Consider the following 6,092-nt stretch of genomic DNA (forward strand, 5'->3'; position numbering starts at 1 on the left):
GGGGAAGTGACCGGTCGACGGGGAGGAAGTGACCGGTCGACGGGGAAGTGGGTAGAGGCGAGGGCGTGACTGCGGCATATCGTGAACCGATGAGCCACCTCGCCGGCGTCGTCGGGGTGCTGCCGGAGCATCGGCACACCCAAGCGCGCCTCACCCGGACCGTCGCGGACATGCTGGGCCTCGAGGGCGTCGACCGGGAGGTCCTCGAGCGGTTCCACCGCAATGCCGGGGTCAGCGAGCGCTACCTCGTCCGGCCGATCGAGGACTACGCGGCTCTCGGTGACTTCGGGGAGCGCAACGACATCTTCCTCGTCGAGGCGACGGCCCTCGGCGAGCGTGCGGTCAAGCAGGCCCTCGCCCATGCCGGCGTCGAGCCGGCAGACGTCGACGTCCTCATCACGACGACGATCACGGGCCTGGCCGTCCCCTCCCTCGACGCCCGCCTCGTCGGGCCGCTCGGCCTGCGCGACGACGTCAAGCGGATCCCCATCGTCGGGCTGGGTTGCGTCGCCGGGGCGGCCGGCATCGCCCGCGCCCACGACCACCTCGTCGGTCACCCCGACGACGTCGTGGTCCTGCTCGCGATCGAGCTGTGCAGCCTCACGGTGCAGCAGCACGACACCTCGACGCCGAACCTGGTCGCCAGTGGCCTGTTCGCCGACGGCGCCGGCGCGGTCGTGCTGACCGGGGCGAACCGGCCGCCGGCGCAGCGCGCCCCGCGCATCCGCAGCACCCGGAGCCGCCTCTATCCCGACACGGAACGGGCCATGGGCTGGGACGTTCGCGGCACCGGGATGCAGATCGTCCTCGGTGCCGAGGTGCCTGACCTCGTCCGCGAGAACGTTCGCGGCGACACCGACCGGTTCCTGGCCGAGCACGGCCTCACCCGGGCCGACATCGGCTGGTGGGTCGCCCACCCCGGTGGCCCCAAGGTCCTCGATGCCCTCGCCGAGGCGCTCGAGATCGAGCCGGACGCGCTCGGCGTCACGTGGCGCTCGCTCGACCGGATCGGCAACCTCTCCTCCGCCTCGGTCCTGCACGTGCTCGCCGACACCCTCACCGACCGCCCGCCCGAGCCGGGATCCCTCGGCGTGCTCCTCGCGATGGGACCGGGCTTCTGCCTCGAGCTCGTCCTGCTCGAGGCCTGACGTGTCGTCCCTGTCGGCGGCGCTCTACACGGCCCTCGTCGGGGTCGTCGCGCTCGAGCGGCTCACCGAGCTCGTCGTCTCGAAGCGGCACGCCGCGTGGTCGCTGCGGCATGGCGGCCGCGAGTTCGGCCGGCGCCACTACGGGCCCATGGTCGTCCTGCACACCGGCCTGCTCGTCGGCGCCGTCGCGGAGGTCTGGCTTGCGCAGCGCCCCTTCCTGCCGTGGCTCGGCTGGCCGATGCTCGCGCTCGTCGTCGCCAGCCAGGCCCTCCGCTGGTGGTGCATCGGCACCCTTGGCCGCCAGTGGAACACGCGCGTCATCGTCGTGCCCGGGCTGAGTCGGGTCGCCTCGGGCCCCTACCGCTGGCTCTCGCACCCCAACTACGTCGCGGTCGTCGCCGAGGGGGTCGCCCTGCCGCTCGTGCACACGGCGTGGCTCACCGCGATCGTCTTCACCCTGCTCAACGCCTGGCTCCTCAGCGTCCGGATCCGCTGCGAGAACGACGCCCTCGCCAGCCTCCAGCGCGCATGAGGGACCTCCTCGTCGTCGGTGGCGGTCCCGTGGGGCTCGCCACCAGCCTGTATGCCGCTCAGCTGGGTCTCGAGGTCACCGTCCTCGAGCCGCGGCTGGGTCCCCACGCCGCCACCGCCGTCATCGACAAGGCCTGCGGGGAGGGCCTCATGCCGGGCGCCGTGGCTGCCCTCGCCGCCCTCGGTGTCGACCCAGTTGGCATGCCGTTCAGGGGGATTCGTTACGTCGACGAGCAGCGTGGTGTCGACGACCAGCCCCGCAGCGACGACCAGCGCGGCGTCGACACCGCCTTTCGCGACGGTCCCGGGCGTGGGGTGCGGCGGACGGCGCTGCACCAGGCGCTGCTCGACGCGGCGGAGTCGGCCGGTGTCGAGGTTGCCCCGCTCACTGCCGCACTGCTCACCCAGAGCGAGCAGTGCGTCAGCGTCGCGACGCGGGCCGCCCGGGGAAGTCTCGGTCCCGCGCTTCGGGCGCGCCATGTCGTCGCGGCCGACGGGCTGCACTCGCCGACGCGGCGGGCCCTGGGGTTGGAGGCGGCAGCGCGCCACGGCGGGAGGCCACGACATGGGCTCCGGCAGCACAGCGGCATACCTCCGTGGTCCGACCATGTCGAGGTGCACTGGTCCGATGTCGGGGAGGCCTACGTGACGCCGGTGGCGCGGGGCATCGTCGGCGTGGCGATTCTGTCGGGCCGGAGGGCGCCGTTCCACGACCTGCTTCGGTCGTTCCCCCAGCTGTATGAACGGCTCGACGGTGCGTCGCCCACGAGTCGGGTCATGGGAGCAGGACCATTCCGCCAGAAGGCAATTCGTCGTGTCGCCGGTCGGGTGCTGCTCGTCGGCGACGCGTCCGGCTATGTCGACGCGCTGACCGGCGAGGGGATCGCGGTCGGGATCGCCCAGGCGCGCGAGGCGGTGCGAGCCGTCGCGGCGGGGGAGCCGGGCACGTACGAGGCGGCCTGGCGGCGCGTGACGTGGCGCAGCGCCGCCCTGACCCACGCGCTCGTGCAGGCGACACGGCCCCGCGTCGGGCGACGGCTCATCGTGCCCGCGGCCGAGCGGCTGCCCGCTGTGTTCCGGTGGGCCGTCGACGAACTGGCCCGGCCGCACTAGGCGGCCGGGCAGTTCCCGCTGCGCGACCGGGGGTCAGGACGAGGAGCTCATCTCGCCCTGGACCGTCTGGCCGCTCGCCCCGCTCGACGCGCCAGACCCCTCACTCGACCCGCCCGCGCGCGACGAGCCGCCGCTCGCACCGCCGGCGCCCTCGACCGCGGGGCTCGAGCCGGTGCCGCTGTGCGAGACGCTGATCTTGCGGGGCTTGGCCTCCTCGGCGACCGGGATCTGCAGTGTGAGCACACCGTCGCGGTACTCGGCGCTGATCTTGTCGAGCGCGAGGCCGCGCCCGAGGGTGAGCTGCCGGGCGTACGTGCCGGACATCCGTTCGCGCGACACCCACGTCGCGCCCTCGGCGTGCTCGTCCTGGTGCCGGTCGGCGCGGACCGTCAGGGTCCGGTCGTCGACGTCGATGTCGATGGACTCCGGGTCGACGCCCGGCAGGTCCATCCGGACGGTGAAGGTGTCGCCGGACCGGTAGAGGTCCATCGGCATCGCGGTGCCACGGCTGCCCTCGTTGAACATCCGGTCGAAGCGCCGGAGCGGCTCGAACGGGTCGAACATGTTGGACATTTCTCTCCTCCGGAATCGGGACCGGCGCAGGTGAGCCGGTCAGCTGGTGTGGCGAGGACGACCGCCACGAGAGCTCGTGGCTGAGCTCCGGTGTGGACCGCCCTCGTACTCCTGTCTACCCACGACGGCCGCCGTGTTTCGGACCTCCGTCCCGTCTTTCCGGCCGGCTCAGCACCGGGCCGGCCACTCTCGCATCAGCCCGGTCCCAGCGAATCCACGTACGGTGGACGGATGCCGTCGTTCCTCGACAACGTCGTCCACGACATCCTCAACCTGCCCGCCTGGCTCGTCTATGTCGTCGTGGGGGGACTCGTCTTCCTCGAGGACGCGATCTTCGTCGGCTTCATCCTGCCCGGCGAGACCGTGGCGATCCTCGGCGGTGTCGCGGCCTCACTCGGCCACGTCCACTTCTCCGTCATCCTCGGCATCGTCGTCGTCGCGGCGATCCTCGGTGACACGGTCGGCTTCGAGATCGGCAAGCACTTCGGGCCCCGGGTCATGGCCCTCCGGCCGCTGCGCAAGCACCGCAAGCGGCTGGAGAACGCCCAGGACATGCTGGCCAACCGGGGTGGCGTCGCGGTCTTCCTCGGCCGGTGGACCGCCTTCTTCCGCGCCGTCATGCCGGCCCTGGCCGGAATGTCCGGGATGCACTATCCGACCTTCCTCATGTGGAACGCCGCCGGCGGCATCGCCTGGGGCGCGACGGTCGTGTCGATCGGCTACGTCGCCGGCAACTCGTACGCGCGCGTCGAGAAGTGGCTGGGCCGCGGCGTCGCCGTCGTCATCGCCCTCGTCGTCATCGTCGCCCTCGTCGTCTGGTCGGTGCGGCGCCGCCGCCACGAGGCCCGCTCGGAGGGCGCCGAGCCGGCATCGCGGGCGCATGACGAGGTGGAGGCCGACCGCGACGCGAGGGGTCGCTGAGCGCGAGGGCAGTTGAGCGCTGGCCCCGTTGAGAGCTCGGCCCGCTGAGCGGCATACCTCCTCGCCCGAGGCTCCATCACGCCCACCCGAGCCGGCCCGGCGCGCGGATGTCGGCGCCCTGTGCCAACCTGCGGACATGGACGCCGTCAAGACCTACCGCTACCTGCGGGTCGCGATGATCGGCATGGTCGTCCTGCTCGGCGCCGCGCTGCTGCACGAGTGGTGGGCGACCGGGTGGCGGTGCCTGCAGCCGTCGGTGAGCGCCTACTACTACACCCCCGCCCGGGGCGTCCTCGTCGGCAGCCTGGTCGTCGTCGGCGTCTGCCTCGTCGTGATCAAGGGCAACACCGTGTGGGAGGACATCCTGCTCAACCTCGGCGGCGCCGTCACGCCGCTCATCGCGCTCGTGCCGACGCCGTACCCGGGGCCGTGCCGCTCGGTGCCGATGGAGGTGAGCGACACCCCGGCCAACGTCGCGAACAACGTCTCCGCGCTGCTCGTGCTCGGCCTGGGCGGCAACGTGATCACCATCGTCGTCGCACGGCGTGCGCTGCGCCCCGGACAGCGGCTCGAGCCGGCCGTGCGTTTCGGTGTCCTCGCGATGGTGGTGCTCTATGTCGCCGTCCTGATCGTCTTCTTCGCCGCGCGCTCGCTGTTCCTCGACTACGCGCACTACGCCGCGGCGCTCGTGCTGTTCGTCTGCATGGTGGCCGTCGTGACGATCAACGCGTGGGCCTACGGTCGGCAGCGCGCGGAGGGCGCCGTGCCCTCGCCCTCCGACTACGCCAACGGGTATGCCGCTGTCGCCGTCGTCATGGTCGGCTCGCTCCTGCTCATGCTGGGCTGGCGAGCGCTCTTCGGGTGGGATCACGCCGTGCTGTGGGTCGAGGGGGTGCTCGTGGGCTGCTTCGCGGTGTTCTGGGCGCTGCAGACCCGGGAGCTGTGGGGCCAGGGCGTGCGGGCGCCGGTCCGCTGAACCGGCCGGCCTCAGGGTCTCCCGCGGAGGCGGTTCGAGTGCTGCACTGGTGTCATGACGGGTGGATGGTTCGGCGCCCGACGCGGCGTCGTCCGGCCGTTGGCCGTGCTGGTCCCGCTGCTCGTGGCCGCGCTCCTGGGCCTGCTCCGGGGTGACCTGTCCGCGAGCGCCGCGGCGGTCGTCATCGTGATCCCCATCGTTGCGGCCGCCGCCACGGGGGACCGCTGGGCCGGGGTGCTCGCGGCACTCGCGGGGGCCGCCGGGTTCGACTACTTCCTCACCGCGCCCTACCTCAGTGCCTCGATCAACCGTCCCGAGGACGTGCAGCTCGCCGTGGCGCTGCTCCTCGTCGGCCTCGCGGTCACCGAGCTCGCCCTGTGGGGGCACCGGCAGAGCGCCGCGGCCGCCCGGCGGCAGGTCTATCTCGACGACCTCGTCGGGCTGCTCGACCTGCCGGCAGACCCCAGCGGGCGGGCCCTGCCGACCGCGATCTGCGCTGCGGTGACCTCGGTGCTGCGCATCGACCGGACGGAGTGGGTCGAGGGGGTGCCGCCGCCCGATGAGGTGCTCGTCGACCCGGAGGGCGTCGTGCGCCTGCACGGACGCGCGCTGCCGGTGCAGCTCGAGGGGCTGCCGACCGACGGCTCGGTGTCGATCCCGGTCGCCCGCGGTGGCCGGGTCGTGGGCCGCTTCCGGCTCGTGGCGGCCTCGCGGGCGGTTCGGCCGAGCCGGGACGAGCTGCGGGCCGCCGTGCTGCTGGCGAGCTCGGTCGTCCGTGAGGTCCCGGCGACCCCCACCCCGTGAGGTCCCGGCGACCCCCACCCCGTGAG

The 6,092-nt window shown here is 72.8% G+C and carries 7 protein-coding genes; 6 read left to right on the plus strand and 1 reads right to left on the minus strand.

Features of this window, described 5'->3' with window-relative positions; translation table 11 throughout:
* The first annotated feature begins 89 nt into the window (after window positions 1-89).
* The 3 genes from N864_RS18175 to N864_RS18185 are packed head-to-tail and all read left to right on the plus strand — an operon-like array spanning window position 90 to window position 2,792.
* Entirely contained in the window at window positions 90-1,148 is a 1,059-nt protein-coding gene (locus tag N864_RS18175; RefSeq protein WP_034720360.1) for a type III polyketide synthase, read from the plus strand.
* Window positions 1,149-1,158: 10 nt separating this feature from the next.
* Window positions 1,159-1,680 (plus strand): isoprenylcysteine carboxyl methyltransferase family protein, encoded by a 522-nt coding sequence (locus N864_RS18180; protein ID WP_034720373.1) that lies wholly within the window; start codon window positions 1,159-1,161, stop codon window positions 1,678-1,680.
* Window positions 1,677-2,792 (plus strand): NAD(P)/FAD-dependent oxidoreductase, encoded by a 1,116-nt coding sequence (locus tag N864_RS18185; protein ID WP_034720364.1) that lies wholly within the window; start codon window positions 1,677-1,679, stop codon window positions 2,790-2,792. Before N864_RS18180 ends, N864_RS18185 begins: the two co-directional genes overlap by 4 nt.
* Window positions 2,793-2,825: 33 nt before the next feature.
* Here the strand turns inward: N864_RS18185 and N864_RS18190 are convergent, their stop codons facing one another.
* On the minus strand, window positions 2,826-3,365 hold the full coding sequence (locus N864_RS18190; protein WP_240474394.1) for an Hsp20/alpha crystallin family protein: 540 nt from the start codon (window positions 3,363-3,365) through the stop codon (window positions 2,826-2,828).
* Window positions 3,366-3,596: 231 nt separating this feature from the next.
* Here N864_RS18190 and N864_RS18195 point away from each other — a divergent pair, with 231 nt between their 5' ends.
* The 3 genes from N864_RS18195 (at window position 3,597) to N864_RS18205 (ending at window position 6,066) form a co-directional block, all read left to right on the plus strand.
* Window positions 3,597-4,286, plus strand: a complete 690-nt coding sequence (locus tag N864_RS18195; RefSeq protein WP_051518770.1) for a DedA family protein — start codon at window positions 3,597-3,599, stop codon at window positions 4,284-4,286.
* Window positions 4,287-4,422: 136 nt separating this feature from the next.
* The gene (locus N864_RS18200) at window positions 4,423-5,262 is read left to right on the plus strand and encodes a hypothetical protein (protein WP_034720367.1); all 840 of its coding nucleotides are present in this window, start codon (window positions 4,423-4,425) and stop codon (window positions 5,260-5,262) included.
* A gap of 54 nt (window positions 5,263-5,316) precedes the next feature.
* On the plus strand, window positions 5,317-6,066 hold the full coding sequence (locus N864_RS18205; protein ID WP_034720370.1) for a DUF4118 domain-containing protein: 750 nt from the start codon (window positions 5,317-5,319) through the stop codon (window positions 6,064-6,066).
* Window positions 6,067-6,092: the final 26 nt, after the last annotated feature.

It is taken from the genome of Intrasporangium chromatireducens Q5-1 (genome assembly GCF_000576575.1).
In the GTDB taxonomy this organism is placed as follows: Bacteria; Actinomycetota; Actinomycetes; order Actinomycetales; family Dermatophilaceae; genus Intrasporangium_A; species Intrasporangium_A chromatireducens.

What these genes read in the sequence shown, in the direction of transcription:
- N864_RS18175 (WP_034720360.1), top strand. Translation starts at nt 90, where the DNA reads ATGAGCCACCTCGCCGGCGTCGTCGGGGTGCTGCCGGAGCATCGGCAC.
- N864_RS18185 (WP_034720364.1), top strand. Translation starts at nt 1,677, where the DNA reads ATGAGGGACCTCCTCGTCGTCGGTGGCGGTCCCGTGGGGCTCGCCACC.
- N864_RS18190 (WP_240474394.1), bottom strand. Translation starts at nt 3,365, where the DNA reads ATGTCCAACATGTTCGACCCGTTCGAGCCGCTCCGGCGCTTCGACCGG.
- N864_RS18195 (WP_051518770.1), top strand. Translation starts at nt 3,597, where the DNA reads ATGCCGTCGTTCCTCGACAACGTCGTCCACGACATCCTCAACCTGCCC.
- N864_RS18200 (WP_034720367.1), top strand. Translation starts at nt 4,423, where the DNA reads ATGGACGCCGTCAAGACCTACCGCTACCTGCGGGTCGCGATGATCGGC.
- N864_RS18205 (WP_034720370.1), top strand. Translation starts at nt 5,317, where the DNA reads ATGACGGGTGGATGGTTCGGCGCCCGACGCGGCGTCGTCCGGCCGTTG.